At 59.5% G+C, this 18081-nt stretch carries 11 protein-coding genes; 8 read left to right on the plus strand and 3 right to left on the minus strand.

What is annotated here, in order from left to right; all coding sequences use genetic code 11:
* A partial coding sequence (locus tag FHT97_RS31490) for a peroxidase family protein (RefSeq protein WP_183865072.1) occupies positions 1-5863 on the minus strand: 5863 nt, incomplete at its 3' end.
* Between the two features lie 381 nt (positions 5864-6244).
* Between FHT97_RS31490 and FHT97_RS31685 the strand changes: the two genes are divergently transcribed.
* The 3 genes from FHT97_RS31685 (at position 6245) to FHT97_RS29620 (ending at position 8779) form a co-directional block, all read left to right on the plus strand.
* Complete coding sequence (locus tag FHT97_RS31685; protein WP_183865073.1) at positions 6245-7717, plus strand: histidine kinase; 1473 nt, start codon at positions 6245-6247, stop codon at positions 7715-7717.
* A 7-nt stretch (positions 7718-7724) separates the two neighbouring features.
* Complete coding sequence (locus FHT97_RS29615; protein ID WP_246712851.1) at positions 7725-8411, plus strand: response regulator transcription factor; 687 nt, start codon at positions 7725-7727, stop codon at positions 8409-8411.
* Positions 8412-8641: 230 nt separating this feature from the next.
* Positions 8642-8779 (plus strand): hypothetical protein, encoded by a 138-nt coding sequence (locus FHT97_RS29620; protein ID WP_016553686.1) that lies wholly within the window; start codon positions 8642-8644, stop codon positions 8777-8779.
* Positions 8780-8851: 72 nt separating this feature from the next.
* Here the strand turns inward: FHT97_RS29620 and wrbA are convergent, their stop codons facing one another.
* Positions 8852-9448 carry an NAD(P)H:quinone oxidoreductase type IV gene (gene wrbA / locus FHT97_RS29625; RefSeq protein WP_016553685.1) on the minus strand — a complete coding sequence of 199 codons (597 nt, stop codon included), beginning with the start codon at positions 9446-9448 and terminating at the stop codon, positions 8852-8854.
* A gap of 221 nt (positions 9449-9669) precedes the next feature.
* On the opposite strand from wrbA, the gene FHT97_RS29630 reads away from it, so the two are divergent.
* From FHT97_RS29630 to FHT97_RS29650, 5 genes are all read left to right on the plus strand, one after another.
* Positions 9670-10446, plus strand: coding sequence for a competence/damage-inducible protein A (locus tag FHT97_RS29630; protein WP_183865075.1), 777 nt, complete (start codon positions 9670-9672; stop codon positions 10444-10446).
* Positions 10447-10555: 109 nt separating this feature from the next.
* A complete protein-coding gene (locus tag FHT97_RS29635) occupies positions 10556-11398 on the plus strand; it encodes a universal stress protein (RefSeq protein ID WP_183865076.1) in 843 nt (280 codons plus the stop codon).
* A gap of 179 nt (positions 11399-11577) precedes the next feature.
* Entirely contained in the window at positions 11578-12075 is a 498-nt protein-coding gene (gpt, locus tag FHT97_RS29640) for a xanthine phosphoribosyltransferase (RefSeq protein WP_114712411.1), read from the plus strand.
* Positions 12076-12272: 197 nt separating this feature from the next.
* Positions 12273-12860, plus strand: coding sequence for a hypothetical protein (locus FHT97_RS29645; RefSeq protein WP_183756767.1), 588 nt, complete (start codon positions 12273-12275; stop codon positions 12858-12860).
* 590 nt (positions 12861-13450) lie between these two features.
* On the plus strand, positions 13451-17272 hold the full coding sequence (locus FHT97_RS29650) for a vitamin B12-dependent ribonucleotide reductase (RefSeq protein ID WP_183865077.1): 3822 nt from the start codon (positions 13451-13453) through the stop codon (positions 17270-17272).
* A 636-nt stretch (positions 17273-17908) separates the two neighbouring features.
* Here the strand turns inward: FHT97_RS29650 and FHT97_RS31310 are convergent.
* A complete protein-coding gene (locus tag FHT97_RS31310) occupies positions 17909-18079 on the minus strand; it encodes a hypothetical protein (protein WP_246712852.1) in 171 nt (56 codons plus the stop codon).
* Positions 18080-18081 lie beyond the last annotated feature (2 nt).

Here is an 18081-nt window from a genome sequence, read left to right on the forward strand (position 1 = left end):
TCGTATCGGCACCAGCCGCGCCAATCAGAACATCCCCAGCAACAGTCCCGATCAACGTCCGTGCCGCAACAGGAAGCGGATCCGTGCCGCCGTCATCGGAGCCATCGTCATCGCCGCCGCCCTGGCCATCATCGTCACCGCAATCATTGCCATCACCGTTGTCATCATCATCGTCGTCACCCCCATTCTGCCCATCGTCGTGATCGTCTTCGTCGTCATTGGCCCATTCCCGGAAGCTCGGTGCGCCCGAGCTCGCAAAGCTGACCGTATGCGTGCCGTTCGAAAGCGTGGTCATGCCATCTGCGTCAGTCGCGGCGTAATCGGCGAGGACCGCGCCCGGCGCCAACACGATCACATCCTGCGGCCGCAGCGTCCCAACAATTGTGTCGCTGCCGCCGTTCGACCTGAACACGATCCGGTGCGCAGACTGCAGTGCTGAAATGTCGATGGTGTCGTTGCCGGTCGTTCCGTCGATGGTAATCGTGCTGAAATTCAAGCTGGTTTCGGTGAAATCGCCGACCACCGTGATCGTGTCGCCGTTACTCGTACCGCCGTTGGGGACTCCGTTGCCGTCATTTTGCGAGACAGCAAGCGTATTGACGGTGATTTCCTCGATATTATCGAGTTCGGCAATCACCACGCCATTGCGGGTGACGACGATTTCGGTTGCCTGATGGAACGCGATGCCGCTCAGGGCCGCCTCCGCGGCAGTGCGGGTATAGATGACAAAGGCCTCGTCGCCTACGGCACCATTGAGCTGGTAGGTGTCGATGCCCGCTTCACCGTCGATGAAGTCCCGACCTCCGGTACTGCCGGTCTGCGTGATCGTATCGTTGCCGGCACCGGCCAGGATGATGTCGTTCCCGGCACCGCCATTGATCGTATCGACGCCATCGAACCCGAGGATCGCCTGTGATCCGTTGGCTCCCGCCGCACCATTGAGATTGGCGTTGGCGAGATTGCTGCCGGTCACGATCGCATAGTTGACGCCTGCGAAACGGAGCGTTTCGACGGCCGTCAGCGCATCGACTCCTTCCGCCCCGTTCGTATCGGTAATGGTGAGTGTCACAGTCTGGCCGGCGAGCGTCGCAGCAAAGCTGTAGTTTGTGATAGGTCCGCTGAAGACGGCCGTGTCACTGCCGGCGCCACCGTTGATCGTATCATTGCCTGCACCGCCGGTAATGGTGTCCCCGCCACCGCCGCCGTTCAGGATATCGTTGCCGCCATTTCCGTTCAGCGTCTCACCGAGCAGTGCGCCATTCGCGACATCGTCGCCATCCGTGCCGTTGAACGGCGCCAGGCCAACGAGGCTGCTCCAGTTGACGCCAACAGGAGCGGTGGCAGCCGAAATAACCTGCTCCGCATTGCCAAATCCGTCCGCGAAATTGACGACGACGCGGAGTTGAAGCCCTGCCTGAGCGCCGAAAAGCGTCAACGGCAGGTCCTGAGGGGTAAACGACGCGTTGGTCGCACCGGCAATGTTCGTCCACGTTGTTCCGTTGACAGAGGACTGCCATTGGTAGCTGAAGGTGCCCAGCCCGTTTGCATCTGCAATCGATGCCACGTTCACCGTTAGAGTCTGGCCTTCCAAGGGGGTCTGATCTGAGATGACGGGCGCGCCTGTCGCGGGTGAGTTGAAGAAAATATCCGTATCGACGATCCTGTCGGCGAACTGAAGCTTCTCGATGTTGAACAATCGATCAGTGCCATCCGCTTCGCGAGCTCGGCCAGTGGTTTGGTCGACGACCGCCGGACCGACCGTCGTGTGGGCGACCGTGAGGCTGCCATCGGCATTGCCGGTTATGGTGTAGTTCTCGAAGCTGTCCCAATACATCGCTGTATCGACATCGTCGGCACTACCGCCATTCAAAATTTCACGCACGATCTGCAATTGGCCGGGCTTGATCTCGCCCGAATACATTCTCGCCTGGATGTCGGATAGCGTATCGATGCTGAACGCTGACCAATTCTGTCCGCGAGATGCGTCTGGGGTCACAAGAATACGAACGTTCAGCCACTTGTCGCCGTCGATGATGTCGTTGCCACCCATTCCCTCGATAACGTCACTGCCGGCACCGCCAAGGATGATGTCCGAGGCATCGGATGTATCCATGACGATCGTTTCGGTCTTGCCGGCGACCGTCACCTCGGTGCGCTGAAGATGCGCCGTGAGATCCTCCAGCCCGTCGATGAGGTGCAGGTTCTTGGCAAGCAGCGCGTTCGAATAGGAGTCCAGTGGGGCATCGGGATCGACTTGCGTGGCATTTCCGTTCGCATCAAATGCGCCGATCACAACATCGCGGCCACGCAGCACGTCGTTTCCGGTCCAGCCCGAAAGGCCCTCCACGAGATCGAAGCGATCCCGCAAGATGTTGTTCTGCTGGTTGACGAAGATCGAGATATTCATGTCCGAATTGGCAGGTTGGGTGTCACCCTTGTGGATCGCCCAGTCGAAGCCGGCCATGCCATTGTTACGCTGGATGCCGGGGCCCTGGAACATGATGTCGTCGCCGGATTCGGCGTCGTAGTCGTTGTCGTTGCCGCGACCGTTCAGAACGTCGTGCCCAATGATCGTCGAGTTGAAGAACAGCTCCGAGTTCTCGCCGGCAAGTGTGTCGAAGCCGTCGCCACCTTCGAGCCAATCATCCCCTTCGTTGCCGGCAATGAAGCTCGGGCCGCTTGGACCGCGGATGAAGTCGTTGCCTTCGCCGCCGCTGATCGTCTTGCTTTCGCTGCCTCCGTAGATGAAGTCGCTGTCATCGCCACCGAAGATCAGGTCCAGGCCGTTGCCGCCGTTGATGACGTCCTCGCCGGCATCGCCATGAATGACGTCGGCAGCGCCAACGTCCGTGCCGCTGTCCGTGATGATATCGTCACCATCGCCGCCGTGCAGATGATCGACGCCGAAGCCGCCTTCCAGCCGGTCGTCGCCAGCACCACCCCACAGCGTATCGTCACCCTCGCCACCGATGAGCGTGTCATTGCGGGAACTGCCGCCGAGCACGACATGTTCTCCACCTGTGAAACGGAGATAATCCACAGTCCCGTCGCCATTGAGATCCTGGCGAATGACGAGCGGATTGATCGCCTGGAGGATGGGATTGGTGCCGATCGGATCCGCCGCATCCAAACCGGCGTTGAACTGTTTTGCCTGATCGATCTCGAGGATATAGTCGGCCGTCTGGAAGGCCGCACCGTTGAGATGAGCATTGTGGTCCTCGGTGTCGGTGTTGCGTATGACGAGCTGTGCAAAGGAATCCGCTTCCAACTCGTTGAGGAGATTGAGGCCCTGAGTACGGCTCAGGTAATAGAAGCGGTCGCCGTTCTGAAGCTTTTCCATTTGGGCTTCGAAAACGAAGTTGAAGGTCGAGCCGAGCATGCCGCCGAACGGCATCTTCTTTTCGGCAAGCCCACCGATCCAGAAGTCGACGGTATCGAGGCCGGTCGTCGTCACACCATTTGCTTGAGATGTCCACCCACCCGTACCATTGAGGAAGTCCAGACGATCCTGGGGCGCGCCCGTGCCACCTAGGACGAGCGCGGTTGCGGCGGCACGCTTTTCTTCAAGCGTCGTCGCCAGGGTGATCGTCGAATGCGTCCCGTAAGCCGCAATGAAGTTGATCAGAGACGCGGGATTCTTCAGCGACAGCGCAAACTCGAACCAGCTCTCGTAGGGCTTCAGCATGCTGTCCTGGGTCTGCGCATAGAAATCGCGACGCGCAGCGTTCAGGGATGGCACGCCGGTCTCGCGGGCGCGTGTCATGTTGAGTGCCGCAAGGTCGAGCGGCAGGCCGACGAGATTGTTGCGCAGAGCATCGGTGACGTGCTCGTCTATCTCATTGCCGACCTGCCGGCTCATGCCGCGAAGGATGGCCCCAGCGGCCGCCTCCGCGTCGACGCCGCTCGCGGCGAACATCACAGGATTGAGGAAGGCGTCCATCAGTTTGACGTCTGCCTGTTCCTGCCCTGTCACTTCGCCGTCCCCCCCGAGCAGCAAATTGAGGCGGGATACATCTTCGGTCAGCATCGAGTGGCCGAAGCGATAAACGACATGCGCAAACTCGGCCGCGATCGCGGGGTCGATGTCCACGCTGTTGGAAAAAACGAATGGGTCGATGTTCGGCGACACCGCGCGGGCGAATTCCTCAAAGACGAGATGCTGGTAGACCATTTCGGTCGAGAAGCGACCGGCCTGGAAAAGCCGCTCGCCATCCCAGACAAGGGCGTCGATCTCGGCCTGGCTCGTCGGGAGTGCGGCTACGTCTTCCAGAAGCCATTCGTTGAGGAAGGCGACATCGGCATCAGGCCCCGAGATCAGCTCCTGCTTGATCGCGTCGATCTGTCGGTTGTGCTCGTGGTGGAAGAGATGGTGAACGGAGGTCAGGCCGATGTTTTCGTTACCACGCCCGTCACCGACGATGTAGTGCGCGTCGAGGAGTTCGTTGTCGTAGGCAAGATTGTTGCCGCGATTGTCGACAGGCACGGCGTTGCCCACATCGGTATCGCCGTCGGGCATCAGGACCGGCGGCGTTGAGGGATCGCCGTCGTCGTCCACAGAGACAGGCGCTGCTGTGTGAGCGATATCGTTGAGGAATGCGCGGCCGGCCGAGAGCGCCTGCGATGCGGCGACGGTGCCGTCAAGATTGCCTTCGACTGCACCGGTAAGTGTTATCAGTTGCGGAAACCCAGTGATGCCGCGAATGAACTCACCATAAAAGTCGGTCGCGATCGCAGGAACGCGGAGCACGTCCTGGTCGGTCAGAACGATCCCCAGCACATCGCGGGCCTGTGCCTTTACGTCGGCCCAGGTTGGCGGTCCCCCGTTGAGGCCCTCGAGCATGTGCCCAGTTGCCATCGGTTGGCCGTCAATCAGAACATATTCGCGCAGGAACACCTGATGGGATGGGTTCGACGTATAGACCTGATTGAGGTCGATCCACGGGGTGGTTTCATTCGTGTGTTCGCGAATGTCGTCCGCGGTGCCGACGACGCCATCAGGCCCCGGTTGGTTTTGCGCGCGGGTGAGCACCATGAAATTGGTCGGGCTTCCCGGCACGTAGAGCGGATCGTCCGGATGCAGCGGAATATAGACCGTTCCACTGCCACCTTTGCTGACGAGATCGAGGCCGTGATCGAAGAATTGGCCGAAGAGCGTGAAGAATCCATTGAACGGCGCGGTATCACCGAGGTCGGCAGATACGTTGGGGATGAGAACACAGTCACCCTCCATCGTCACACCGAGCAGCTGTTCCATCGTGCTGTAGGCAAGGTTCTTGACTGCCAGCGCCCCATCCGCCTGCTCTTCTGCCGCGACGATGACTGCTTGCGCTGAAGCGACGGCTTCCGGTGTCGGTGGCAGCGGACTGTAGTAAAGCGCCGCGAGGGCGCCCTTGGCCGCAGCGACCGATTTTTCAGCCGCTGCATGGGCCTCGTACGCGTCGACGGCTGCAAGATAGGCGTTGGCATTCGCCGTCTGGCCCAGGAAGGCATAGGGATCGCTGTGACCGAGATTGGTGAGTGCCGAGAGGATGGTGGCTGGATTGCCGATCGATTGGTCAACAATCAGGTTCGAGACCACGCGTGGCTGCGAGTCGTAGACGTTCCCAGAGGTTTGGGTATAGCTGGTGCCTGCTTCGGCAGTGTTGAACTGCGCGTCGAGCAGCCGCTGCATGATTTGGTCGGAGGATCCGAAATGCTCCTGGCCCGGCGCGAGATTGTTATAGCTGCCATCCACGGTGCGCAGTCCGTAGGGGATGAGTTGGCTGGAAACCAGTTCCGTCAGCGGCGTTCCTGCCGCGTGCGCTTCAGCCAACTTGATCTGCTTCAGAATGAACTCGAGGTCATGTTTGTTGAGCTGGACCATTCTATCCTCCACGGTGCGCGATCGTCGCGGCTTTTCAAAGCTTCGCCATTCCACCTGCCTGACGGCAGCTGGCTGGTTCTGCGGTTCCCATTTGTCGAAAGCCGAGCTTCGATGAACTCGTCATTTGACCATAGTCAAGAATGACAAATACCGGACGTTACTTGAACGACAGAAAGTCCGACGAAGTATTCGATTAACGTCCGATCGAAAAATCGTGCTTTGGTTTTACATTGGATCCGTCAGAGCCCAGACTTTACCTAGACCTCTGACCAGTTCCGGATCGACTTTCATCGTGTTTTGATTTTCTGCTGGAAATCCGGCCGGATATTGCGAGTATGGTCACCTACCTAGGTGAGATGTGCGCTCTGGAGGAGGCAACGGGTGCTTGAAAGGATCCCCGCGGAAGGAAAGACGGATAGTGCGACGTCGCGAGTTTCCAGGGCTGTTGGCGTCTCCTCTGCCGCGACGCGCATTCGATTGCCGACACAGGACTGGATTGCGCGGCAGACACTCTCTGTTCGTTTCCTGTTGGCAAGCGGCCTTCTTATTCTGATTACAGCAACGATCGCGGGACATCTAATAGCCGGGATCCTCGTCAGCAACGCAACCAACAGCCGTGCGGCGTCGACCGCTCTGCTGGTTCAGCGGATGATACAGCCGATCGCGCAGGAACTTGAGGTCACGACCCAGTTGTCGAGCACCGCGGTGGCCGAACTCGATCGACTGTTTGCCGCGCCTGAGGTCCGGCAGCGTTTTCCGTATCTAGAGGTCTGGCTGCCGGATGGCACGGTTGCCTACTCGCTTTCGAAGGAGCTTGTCGGCAGACGCTTCAATGCTCCAGAGGGCATGAAGCGTGCGCTTGCGGGCGAGGTCGCGGCGCAACACGCCGACTTGGAAGCGGATGAACATACCCAGCGAAACTTCACGACGTCCTATCTGGAGATCTACAGCCCCATTCACGACAAGGATACGGGCGCGGTCTTTGCGGTTGCCGAAATTCATGAGGACGCCGCCGTGGTTGGCGACCACCTTTTGCAGCTGCAATTCCAGAGCTGGGGCATAGTTGCAGCCACATCCGCGCTCGTTATGCTTGGGCTGTTCGGCATCGTACATCGGGCGAGCATGACAATCGAACGGCAGCGGAAGCTCCTCAATCGCCGCGCCGAGGAGGCTGAACGCGCGCGCGACGAGGTGCAGGAATTGCGAAAGCGGGATCGCGAGGCTTCCGTGCGTTTGGCGACCATGAACGAGAATTTCGCACGCGGGATCGGGGCGGATCTGCACGATGGCCCGGGCCAGCTCCTCAGCTACGCCCTACTGCAGCTCGAGCCCGTTCGGGTTGCCAAGAACCGCGGCGAGCGTGACGACGCGCTGCACATGGTGTCTTCGACGCTATCGGAGGCGCTGGCGGAAATTCGGACGATCGCACGCTCCCTGTTGTTGCCGGATATCGAGCGCCTCGGCCTCGACCAGATCGTCGCGAGGGTCATCCGCAACCACGAGGCCCGCACGGGAAGCAGGGTTCTGTTCGAGCCTTGCCGGGCCAATCCAGAGCTGCCGGTTGCGATCAAGACCTGCATCTATCGCTTCCTGCAGGAGGGCCTCAACAATGCTCATCGGCACGCCGGCGCCAATGGCCAGAAGGTGGAATGCGCACTTGTCGATGGGAAGCTGATGCTGGCAGTGTGTGATGACGGCCTGAAGCCGGGCGAACAATCCACCGCCCGGCATATCGGCGGCATGGGCATTCACGGCTTGCGGCAGCGTGTCGAGAGCCTCGGCGGAGCACTCACTTTTGCCAATCGCACCCCCAAGGGTACGCGGCTGGAGATGACGATCGACATGGAGCACTGAATTGGGCATGCAATCGGCTATTTCGGTTATTGTCGCTGACGATCATTCGCTGTTTCGAATGGGCGTCATCCAGGCATTTTCGGCATCCGGAAAAATCAAGGTGGTGGGCGAAGGCGCAACCAAGGACGAGGCAATCGCACTGACGGAACAGTGTCAGCCCGATGTGATCCTTCTCGACATCTCCATGCCCGGCAGCGGGATCGCCGCGGCGCGCGAGATCCGGCAAAAATGGCCGGAGGTGAAGATCGTCATGCTGACGGTGTCCGAGGAAGACGACGATGTTCTGGAAGCGCTGGAAGCCGGCGCCACGGGCTACCTGCTCAAGGGTTCGATGGCTCCGGATCTGATATCGGCGGTCCAAACGGTTGCCGCCGGCAACTCTTATCTCTCATCGAACATCGGCATGCGGCTTTACGACGTGATCCGCAATGTCTCGGCAGGCCGGAAAACAGACAGTCTTGTCGCAAAACTCTCCGCAAAGGAGGCCACCGTCTTCGCGTTGATCGGCAGGGGCCAGACGAACCGTCAGATCGCCGAAGCCACCGGCGTCCAGATAAAGACCGTCAAGTTTCACGTCTCGCGACTGCTCGCCAAGCTTGGCCTGCGAAACCGTGTCGAAATAGCGCTACTGGCGCAACAAAGCGCCACAGACCGAATGGGCGGCAGCGCTTCAAGACTATCTAGCCAAATTTAGCGGTCCGAAATTTTGCGGTGGCTGTCGTATCGTAGCCTGATTAATCCGCCTTGTCGTGCCGCCAAAGGGGCCTTGACTACGGCAGCGCAGCCTTCTCGCGCCGCAGCCACAGCAGACAGCCGCTGGAAGCTGCTCTTTATCATCGCTTTCGAATGTGCTTGTATGCGCGCGCCAGAAGGATCGCGGTTGGGGCTGCGCATGGTTGTAAGCTGTCTTGTGGGAGTAAGGCGATGGTTTACGATTGGGATGGCACGAGAACGCGACGTCTCAAATTGTTCCGGGCGGGAACAGCACTCATGATCGCAATTGCGGTCCTTGGAATACCGCTTCTTTTCTACGCAGTGAAGCTGCACGAACTCTACGGCTGACGCAGCCGGCAAACTGGCTGCGCCTTGAAGCAGGCGCGACTCTGATAGCCGCGCCTGCCAGGATAGAATCGATCAGCCGAGCTTCGCGGCGATCTTGGCGACGTGTGCGCCCTGATACTTGGCGGCTTCCAATTCAATCGCGGAAGGCTGGCGTGATCCGTCGCCGTCAGTGATGGTGGAGGCGCCATAAGGCGAACCACCCTTGATTTCGTCAACGCCCATCTGGCCCTGGAAAGCATAGGGGAGTCCAGCGACGATCATGCCCTGATGCAGGAAGGTAGGGATGAAGCCGAGGATGGTGGACTCCTGACCGCCGTGTTGCGTCGCCGACGAGGTGAAAACGGAGCCGACCTTGCCGACCAGCTTTCCGGCAAACCAAAGGCTTCCGGTCTGATCCCAGAAATTGCGCATTTGCGACGCAACGGTTCCGAAGCGCGTGCCGGCGCCTACGATGATGGCATCATAATCAGCAAGTTCATCGACGGTGGCAACTGGCGCGGCCTGGTCCATCTTGTAGTAGGACGCCTTGGCAACCTCGTCTGGGACCAGTTCCGGAACGCGCTTGACAACAACGTCAGCGCCAGTCGACTTTGCGCCTTCGGCCACGGCGTAGGCCATGGTTTCGATGTGGCCATAGGCCGAATAGTAGAGCACGAGTACCTTCGCCATTTACTTATCTCCATCAGGGAATTTGTGTTTGAATTCGTAAGCGGTGGAAACTTAGCAGCGAGTCGCCATCAACATAGCCCCACGTGGCAGAACGCACTGTTCAATGGCCATAGACGAAAAAATACTTGCAGCCAGTCGCGTGACGTAGCGGCGACGACCCGGTTTGCAAGACCGACGAAGGGCGCTACCTATGTGGGGATCCAAATGTTCGGAAATTTCCCATGACCAATGAGACTATTGTCACCGCCGCCATGCTTGCCATCGGCGACGAACTTTTATCCGGCCGCACCAAGGACAAGAATATCGGCCATCTGGCGGATGTGCTGACTCTCTGTGGCATCGACCTCAAGGAGGTCCGTATTGTCGGTGACGAGGAAGGTGCGATCGTCGCAGCGCTCAACGCGTTGCGCGCAAAATACGACTATGTCTTCACCTCGGGGGGCATCGGGCCGACCCATGACGACATCACCGCCGATGCCGTATCGGCAGCATTCGGGCTGCCGTGTGAATACGATGCCGACGCAATGACACTACTCGGCGACATGTATGCCAGTCGCGGCCTTGAATTCACCGACGCCAGGAAGAGAATGGCCCGGATGCCAAAAGGTGCGCGCCACATCCGTAACCCGGTCTCCACCGCTCCAGGCTTCGTTATCGGCAACGTTCACGTGATGGCCGGCGTCCCGCAAGTCTTCCAGGCCATGGTCGACGCGGTCATCCCGACATTGCGCACCGGCACACGGGTGCTCTCGCTTGGCATCTCCTGCCCCTTCGGAGAGGGTGACATCGGCACGCCGCTGGCTGCCATCCAAAAAGCTCATCCGGAGACCAACATAGGCTCCTACCCCCGATACGTCGGGCAAGCGTTCTCGACCGAAATCGTCGTCCGTGGCCGCTCCCAGACTGCGATCGACGCGGCACGAGCCGACGTGCGCGGCATGATCGAAACCATTCGCCAGGCAAAGGAGGTTGCGGAAAATCGCTCGGCAGAGGCCTAGTATGAGAGAGGTTCCGCATCGCCTTTGATGTGCATCAAGGAACCGGCGCCCTCGCCGGCGCATTCTCGTTGAAGATTAACTGATTTCATCCGCATAAGGAGAATTGTTTATGTCTTACAAAACCATACTTGCCATTCTCGATACCGTCGCCAACGCTCCCGCTGTAGCGGATTTTGCATTTGCCATTGCCGCTGAGACCAATGCCCATGTTATCGGCCTTCATGCGGAAACCGTCGCTGTCGTGCCGCTCGTGGCGCCGATGGAAATACCCGATCCCGTCGCCGTGCAGGCGCTACAGGATATGGCGCATGCGGAAACGGTCGAAGTCGAACGCATCTTCCGCAAGAAGGCAGCGGCTGAAGGTGTCTCCTTTCAGTGGCGCAGCTTTGCCTCATCCACCGGCTACGGCACGGCACCCTTGATCGAAAGCGCTCGAAGCGCTGACCTGCTCATCGCGTCACAGGCAGATCCGGCCAAGCCGTCGGACAGTCACGTCGACATCGACAACTTTCTCTTCGAAAGCGGCCGCCCGGTGTTGATGATCCCCTTTGTGCTGCGCCGGCCGAAACCGATCAAGCGGGTGCTCATCGCCTGGAACGGCTCACGGGAAGCGGCGCGCGCGGCGTTCGATGCACTGCCAATCCTGAAGGCGGCCGATGAAGTCGAGATTTTCTCGGTCGATCCCGTCGACAATGCACTTCAATCCGCTGCTGTCGCCGGCGCCGACATTGCCGCGGCTCTCTCCCGCCATGGCGTCAAAGTCACCCTGGCGACCGCCGAAAGTGCGGACAAATCGGCGTCAACAATTATTGAAAATCGTCTGTCGGACAGCAGTATCGACCTTCTCGTCATGGGCGCCTACACCCATTCGCGGCTTTGGCAGATGATTTTCGGCGGGACGACGAAGACGCTGTTGCAATCGATGACGGCCTTGACGCTGCTGTCGCGCTAGGAATCATGGGGCTTGCGTTTTGCCCCCGGATTCCGCTAATTGCGGCGACCGATGACGAGCTCCGGCTTCGGTCCTCTTATCGCGCAGTTTCGGCTGCGCGATTTGCGTTTGGCCGAGCGGAATGTCTTGTCCCGGCCGCCGGCGAACGGCGTGTCATCATTCATGCCGCGGAGCAAACCATGTCCCTTCCCGATAAAGCCTTTCCCGTTTCATGGGATCAGTTCCACCGCGATGCGCGCGCACTCGCCTGGCGCCTCGCCGGCCTTAAGCGCGATTTCAAAGCGATCGTCTGCATCACGCGCGGCGGCTTGGTACCAGCAGCCATTATCTCGCGCGAGCTCAATATCCGGCTGATCGAAACGGTCTGCGTCGCCTCCTACCATGACTATGTGAATCAGGGGGAAATGATGCTCCTGAAGGGCATCGCGCCGGAACTGACTGCCGACCAAGGCGAGTCCGTCCTCGTCATCGACGACCTGACGGACACCGGCAAGACAGCCTCGGAAGTGCGCACCATCCTGCCCAAGGCACACTTTGCCTGTGTTTACGCAAAGCCGCAGGGCGTGCCGACGATCGACACCTTTGTCACGGAAGTCAGCCAGGATACCTGGATCTATTTCCCTTGGGACATGGGCTTCACCTATCAGGAACCGATTTCCAAGGGCAGTCGCGGCTGACGGCTCCCTCGGCACAACCAAGTGGGATGGCAGCAATTTAAAATTGCACCAATCTTTGTTTAACTAACTCCTCGGATTCCGCTGTCGCGCGCCCGCTGCAGACCTTATCCTTCCAAGCCACAATCCCGCGCGACAACGGCGTCACCTTGGGGGATTGGTTTAGAGGCATGGTCGCGGGACGCGACGTTGGAACGAATATGATGCGTTGGGGCTACGTCGGGACGGTTGCGGCTTTGGGGCTTGGCATCTGTCTCTCGCCTGGGGCCATGTCGGCCGAACCGGCCTATGTGTCCGTGGTACGGGAATATGTGGAGACGGTCGTCAAGCCGATGGTAAATACGCCGATCGTCCGGAAGGCGATCGAAGATCAGAACGCTAAGTTCGGAAATATCAGTGACGCGCACATCCAGGTGCTCGACAACACCTACCGCGCCGAAGTGCAGAGCGGCGGCTGGGAGATGGTCAGACGTCTGCTCAACAAGCCGGTGTCGCGATACCTCAAGACCAAGCAGGATGATTCGCAGGGCACCATCGTCGAATTGTTCGTGACCGATCGTCATGGCCTCAATGTCGGCCAGGGCACCATGACATCCGATTACTGGCAGGGCGACGAAGATAAGTTCCTCAAAACATTCGCCAAACAGACCGACGAGATATTCATCGATCGGGCCGAGCGCGATGAACAGACGCAATTGCTGGAAACGCAGGCGAGTTTTGTCATCAAGGATGAAAACGGAACGCCTATAGGGATCGCAACGGTGACAATTGCGATTGACGCATTGTAACTGAAATTAACTTCAACGAATCGGCTGCCGCATTTGGCCAGCAAAAGCTGCAACCAAATCAACACGGTCGCAACTTTTCTTAGATTTTTTCGACTTTGGAGCGGTCAAAGCTCGCAAGTCGTTGAATTCCTTGCACGACTTTCTTTTCCCCAGTGTCCACAGCCCGATCCACAATATGTTGTGGTGAACGCTTCGTTAAAAACAACCTCTTGACGGAATCGCCTGATTCCAACTTAATAGGTTCCGATGTTGCTGCGGCAGTTGGACCGGAATTAACGAGGCCGGTTCTCTTCAAAAATCGAGCGTAGAATCAGGGTGTTGCATCCATGATGGATGACCGCCATGAGGGGCTTCGTGCGCGATTTTTATCTTCCGAAAAGTGACATCCGGGGCTGGCGATAATAAGCTGTTAATACTATATTTAGTGTTTGCAGCCACCATCACCACAATATACAGGAAAGACATCTCCGGATGACACTCCTGTGACGATATGGAAACGAGAACTGGCTGCGCTCCTCACGGCGCCGCCTGAGGTGGAAACTTGCGCCTTGGTCGACGGGGACGGGGCGCGCGAGCTAGAGGTTAGGGAAATGCGCATAGAACGCCGTTTCACGAAGGCAGGACAGAGCGCTTACGCGGACATCGAATTCCGCAAGGCGACGAGCGAGATCAAGAACCCGGACGGGTCGATCGTATTCCGCCTCGAGAACATCGACGTTCCGGCGCAGTTTTCCCAGGTTGCCGCCGACATCCTGGCGCAGAAGTATTTCCGCAAGGCCGGCGTTCCCGCCAAGCTGAAGAAGGTTGAGGAAAACGATGTTCCTTCCTTCCTGTGGCGTTCGGTTGCCGATGACGCGGCCCTGAAGGATGTTGCCAAGGACCAGCAGTATGGTTCCGAAACCGACGCGCGCCAGGTCTTCGACCGTCTCGCCGGCACCTGGACCTACTGGGGCTGGAAGGGCGGCTATTTCTCGTCCGAGGAGGACGCCCTCGCCTTCAAGGACGAGCTTGCCTACATGCTTGCCACCCAGCGTGTTGCCCCGAACTCGCCACAGTGGTTCAACACCGGTATGCACTGGGCCTATGGCATCGACGGCCCCGGTCAGGGCCACTTCTACGTCGACCCCTTCACCGGCAAGCTGGTGAAGTCAAAGTCGGCCTACGAGCATCCGCAGCCGCATGCCTGCTTCATCCAGTCCGTTGAAGACGATCTCGTCAACGAAGGCGGCATCATGGACCTCTGGGTCCGCGAAGCCCGTCTGTTCAAGTACGGCTCCGGCACCGGCTCCAACTTCTCCTACCTCCGTGGCGAAGGCGAAAAGCTGTCCGGCGGCGGTCGTTCGTCGGGCCTGATGAGCTTCCTGAAGATCGGCGACCGTGCAGCGGGCGCCATCAAGTCGGGCGGCACGACGCGCCGTGCGGCCAAGATGGTGGTTGTCGATATCGATCACCCGGATATTGAAGAATATATCAACTGGAAGGTGAAGGAAGAGCAGAAAGTTGCTGCCCTCGTCACCGGCTCCAAGGTCGTTGCCAAGCACCTCAAGGCAATCATGAAGGCCTGCGTCAACTGCGAAGGCGACAACGGCGATTGCTTCGATCCGAACAAGAACCCTGCCCTGAAGCGCGAAATCCGCGCTGCCAAGAAGGACCAGGTTCCGGAAAACTATATCGGCCGCGTCATCCAGTTCGCCAAGCAAGGTTACAAGGACCTCGAGTTCAAGACCTACGACACCGACTGGGATTCGGAAGCCTATCTGACGGTATCCGGCCAGAACTCCAACAACTCGGTCTCGATCAAGGACGACTTCCTGCGCGCAGTCGAAAACGACGGCGACTGGAACCTGACCGCCCGCAAGGACGGCAAGGTCATGAAGACCCTCAAGGCCCGCGACCTTTGGGAATCGATCTCCTACGCCGCATGGGCATCGGCCGATCCGGGCCTTCACTTCAACACGACGATGAACGACTGGCACACCTCGCCGGCCGCCGGCCCGATCCGCGCGTCGAACCCGTGCTCGGAATACATGTTCCTCGACGACACGGCCTGCAACCTTGCCTCGCTGAACCTGCTTCAGTTCAAGGATGCCGCCACCAAGCGCATCGACATCGCAGACTACGAACATGCCGTTCGCCTGTGGACGGTCGTTCTCGAGGTCTCCGTCATGATGGCGCAGTTCCCGTCGAAGCAGATCGCCGAGCGCTCATACGAATACCGCACGATCGGTCTCGGCTATGCCAACATCGGCGGCCTGCTGATGTCGTCGGGCATTCCCTATGACAGCGACGAAGCCCGTGCCATTGCAGGCTCGCTGACTGCGATCATGACCGGCATTTCCTACGCCACCTCGGCGGAAATCTCGTCCGAACTCGGCCCCTTCCCGATGTTCAAGCCGAACCGCGAAGCCATGCTGCGGGTCATCCGCAACCATCGCCGCGCCGCCTACGGCGAGACCACGGGCTACGAAGGCCTGTCGATCAACCCGGTCGCGCTGATCCACTCGGAAAACCCGGACCAGGATCTCGCAGCTCATGCCAAGAGCGCTTGGGACAAGGCTCTCGAGCTCGGCGAAAGGCACGGCTACCGCAACGCCCAGGCAACCGTGATTGCGCCGACCGGCACGATCGGTCTCGTCATGGACTGCGACACGACCGGCATCGAGCCCGACTTCGCGCTGGTGAAGTTCAAGAAGCTTGCCGGCGGCGGCTACTTCAAGATCATCAACCGCGCCGTTCCGGAAGCGTTGCGGACGCTCGGCTACTCCGAGAGCCAGATCGCCGAGATCGAAGCTTACGCAGTCGGCCACGGCAACCTGAACCAGGCGCCGGCGATCAACCCCGGCTCGCTGAAGGCCAAGGGCTTCACCGACGAGAAGATCGAGGCGCTGAACGGCGCGCTGAAGCAGGCCTTCGACGTCAAGTTCGTCTTCAACCAGTGGACGCTCGGCGCCGACTTCCTGAAGGGCACGCTGAAGGTTACCGACGAACAGCTCGGCGACATGAGCTTCAACCTGCTCGAGCACCTCGGCTTCTCGAAGAAGGATATCGAGGCCGCCAACGTTCACGTCTGCGGCGCAATGACGCTGGAAGGCGCACCCTTCCTCAAGAACGAACACCTCGCCGTCTTCGATTGCGCCAACCCCTGCGGCAAGATCGGCAAGCGTTATCTCTCGGTCGACAGCCACATCCGCATGATGGCGGCCGCCCAGCCGTTCATCTCGGGCGCGATCTCCAAGACGATCAACATGCCGAACGACGCGACGGTCGACGATTGCAAGAGCGCATACATGCTCTCCTGGAAGCTCGGCCTGAAGGCAAACGCGCTCTACCGCGACGGCTCCAAGCTGTCGCAGCCGCTGAACGCCTCGCTGATCGAAGACGAGAACGATGAGGACGCGCTGGAGGATCTGCTGCAGCAGCCGGTCGCCGCCCAGGCCGTCACCATCACCGAGAAGATCATCGAGCGCGTGGTCGAGCGCGTCACCCGCGAACGCGAGAAGCTGCCGAACCGCCGTCAGGGCTACACCCAGAAGGCCGCCGTCGGCGGACACAAGGTGTATCTGCGCACCGGCGAATTCGGCGACGGCCGCCTCGGCGAGATCTTCATCGACATGCACAAGGAAGGGGCCGCCTTCCGTGCGATGATGAACAACTTCGCCATCGCGATCTCGCTCGGCCTGCAGTACGGCGTGCCGCTCGAGGAATATGTGGAGGCCTTCACCTTCACCAAGTTCGAGCCGGCCGGCATGGTCATCGGCAACGACGCGATCAAGAACGCCACGTCGATCCTCGACTACGTGTTCCGCGAACTGGCCGTCTCCTACCTCGGCCGCCACGACCTGGCGCATGTCGATACGTCGGACTTCTCGAACACGGCGCTTGGCAAGGGCATCCAGGAAGGCAAGACGAACCTCGTCTCGACCGGCTGGACCCGCGGCTACAAGCCGACGCTGGTAACGGGCAATGAACGTCAGGCCGGCGGTGAGCCGAAGGGCTCTGCTACCGCAGCTCCGGCGCGTGCTTCCTCCGGCGCCACGGTGACGTCCTTTGCCGGCGCTGCGGCCCGCAAGATCGAACCGACGCTCGCTGTCTCCTCCTCCGAAATCGTCGCCTTCAAGCGCGACTACGAGGAGCGGGCAAAGGAACTGGCCGAAGAGATCGCCGAGGAAGTGCTCGAAGAAGTCACGACCGAGGCGCAGCAGCAGGCAACCGCCCTCTTCTCCGACAAGGCAGCCGCCGACGCGGCTTCGGCCAAGACGGAAGCCAAGAAGGTCGAAGCCGAACGCCGCGCCCGCTCCATCATGCAGGGCTACACGGGCAACATATGCTCCGAGTGCCAGAACTTCACGATGGTCCGCAACGGGACATGCGAAAAGTGCGACACATGCGGGGCAACGAGCGGCTGCAGCTGATAGCTGATGCTCGATGCTGCAGGGAGCCACTGAGTTCTTCATTGCGCCGCTGGGAATGCCACTAAGGTGACCATCTTGGTCAACGCGCAGATATTTTCCGGGCACTTCGGTGCCCGGAAAATGTCTTAGGGAACAAAGCAGGAATCAACTTCGGCAGGTGAAAGGACATCGCAGACGCAGTAATTGCAAACTGGCACGGACATGATTACCAAGCTCGTTTCGTCTGGATACATGCCTCCGATCTGCGCGACCCGGAGAAGCCCCATGTCGTTGAGGTTTCATACGAGGGCGATGGCCCGAAGGGCTTCGAGATGTTGTCGTGCGTTAAGATCCAGGCATGCAAAGCCACGCCCCTTTCGTATCACCGCTGCTCATCATCAGATCAAGTTCCACGTCAATCAGGCTGGTCGTTTCGGCTACGCCGACCTGATCGAACCGGATTTCATCGGAGCAGAGAAGATCTCAATCCTTCAGCGTCTCAAGGATGCGGTCAAGAAGGCGGCTCCAGGCTCTAGGTTCACCCCCGTAACCTGATCCCAACCAGGGACTCGAAGGTCGCCAAGGTCGCTCTTGCAGCGACCAGATTTCCCATGCCTTCAGACCCGGACTGAGCTTCATTCGAACGCTTCCAGGCGCTCAGGTGTCCACAAGGGCATCGATGACCTTGGGAGGGAACCGTGCCCGGTTCTCAGCTGTACCACCGTAGTCATCCGTTCTCTCATTGTGCCGTTCATAGAGGAAGGTCGGGATCAAGCAGGTGCTGATGCCGTGCAGCTCCACTCGAAACCTGCCGACTGCGCTAGGCATGC

The organism is Rhizobium sp. BK399 (assembly GCF_014194695.1).
In the GTDB taxonomy this organism is placed as follows: Bacteria; Pseudomonadota; Alphaproteobacteria; order Rhizobiales; family Rhizobiaceae; genus Rhizobium.

Bases quoted from the DNA above. Each gene is read 5' to 3' on its own strand.
- FHT97_RS29615 (WP_246712851.1), top strand. From the start codon at position 7,725: ATGCAATCGGCTATTTCGGTTATTGTCGCTGACGATCATTCGCTGTTT.
- FHT97_RS29620 (WP_016553686.1), top strand. From the start codon at position 8,642: ATGGTTTACGATTGGGATGGCACGAGAACGCGACGTCTCAAATTGTTC.
- wrbA (WP_016553685.1), bottom strand. From the start codon at position 9,448: ATGGCGAAGGTACTCGTGCTCTACTATTCGGCCTATGGCCACATCGAA.
- FHT97_RS29630 (WP_183865075.1), top strand. From the start codon at position 9,670: ATGACCAATGAGACTATTGTCACCGCCGCCATGCTTGCCATCGGCGAC.
- FHT97_RS29635 (WP_183865076.1), top strand. From the start codon at position 10,556: ATGTCTTACAAAACCATACTTGCCATTCTCGATACCGTCGCCAACGCT.
- gpt (WP_114712411.1), top strand. From the start codon at position 11,578: ATGTCCCTTCCCGATAAAGCCTTTCCCGTTTCATGGGATCAGTTCCAC.
- FHT97_RS29645 (WP_183756767.1), top strand. From the start codon at position 12,273: ATGATGCGTTGGGGCTACGTCGGGACGGTTGCGGCTTTGGGGCTTGGC.
- FHT97_RS29650 (WP_183865077.1), top strand. From the start codon at position 13,451: ATGCGCATAGAACGCCGTTTCACGAAGGCAGGACAGAGCGCTTACGCG.
- FHT97_RS31310 (WP_246712852.1), bottom strand. From the start codon at position 18,079: ATGCCTAGCGCAGTCGGCAGGTTTCGAGTGGAGCTGCACGGCATCAGC.